At 63.2% G+C, this 505-nt stretch carries 1 protein-coding gene; it reads left to right on the top strand.

The window, feature by feature from the left end; translation table 11 throughout:
- Positions 1-505 (top strand): toprim domain-containing protein (locus RBA40_RS33500; protein ID WP_306653246.1); only part of this gene is annotated, 505 nt, incomplete at both ends.

Genomic DNA, 505 nt, shown 5'->3' with positions numbered 1-505 from the left:
TGAGCGCAAGCAGATCGATGCGCACGGCGTCAAGTTCGATGGGGACAAGGTCGTCGTTCCGGTGCGCGACATCGACGGCAAGGTCTGGTCGGCGCAGTCGATCCGCCCCGGCGAGGATGAAGGCAAGACGTTCGAAAAAGGCGGCCGCCGCTCTGGCAACATGCACGTCATCGGCGACATCAAACCGGGCGCCGATGTGCTCGTGTCCGAAGGTTACGCGACCGGCGCCTCGCTGCACCAGGCCACCGGAAAACCGGTGGTCGTCGCTTTCGATGCGCGCAATCTCGACGCCGTGGTCGACTCGGTGAAATCGCGCCATCCGACCAATCCCGTGCATATCATGGCGGACAACGACAAGCATTCCCAGCAAAATGTGGGCGTCGAGAAGGCGACCGCCGCCGCAGCCAAGCACCAGGTCGGCATCGCGTTCCCCGAGTCGAAGACGCCGGGCAAGGTATCCGACTTCAACGACCTGCATGTACGCGAAGGGTTGCCAGCGGTAAAG

The organism is Massilia pseudoviolaceinigra, assembly GCF_030846505.1.
In the GTDB taxonomy this organism is placed as follows: Bacteria; Pseudomonadota; Gammaproteobacteria; order Burkholderiales; family Burkholderiaceae_D; genus Telluria_A; species Telluria_A violaceinigra.
Note: the sequence above shows the minus strand (reverse complement) of the source record. Positions and strands in the feature narration are given on the sequence as shown.